Raw genomic sequence first — 389 nt, 5'->3', positions numbered from 1 at the left:
ACCTGGTGCAGCAGGAAGCCCAGCCCGCCGCCGCAGGACGCCGCGACGGTGCCCAGGGTGGGGGAGAGCGCGTTGGCGGTCACCAGTTGCTCGGGCCGCACCACCCGGGGCAGGGCGGCCGACAGCCCGGCCAGGATGAACCGGTTGAGCGCGGTGACCAGCAGCGCCGAGGCGAAGAAGAGCCAGGTCGGCGCCTGGACCAGGAGCAGTCCGCCGGTGACCAGACCGAGCCCGAAGCGGGCCAGGTTGCCCAGGTAGAGCACCTGGCGGCGGCGCCAGCGGTCCAGCAGGACGCCGGCGAAGGGGCCGATCACCGAGAAGGGCAGCAGCATCACGGCCAGCACCGAGGCGATGTCGGCGGGCGAGGACTGCTTCTCGGGGGAGAAGAC

1 protein-coding gene is annotated in these 389 nt (G+C 73.0%); it reads right to left on the bottom strand.

Annotated elements, in window-relative coordinates; translation table 11 throughout:
* A partial coding sequence (locus IG02_RS0135570) for an MFS transporter (RefSeq protein ID WP_030757820.1) occupies positions 1-389 on the bottom strand: 389 nt, incomplete at both ends.

Source organism: Streptomyces sp. NRRL F-5135 (genome assembly GCF_000719775.1).
GTDB classification, from domain to species: domain Bacteria; phylum Actinomycetota; class Actinomycetes; order Streptomycetales; family Streptomycetaceae; genus Streptomyces; species Streptomyces hebeiensis.
This window is presented reverse-complemented; position numbering and strand designations above follow the sequence as displayed.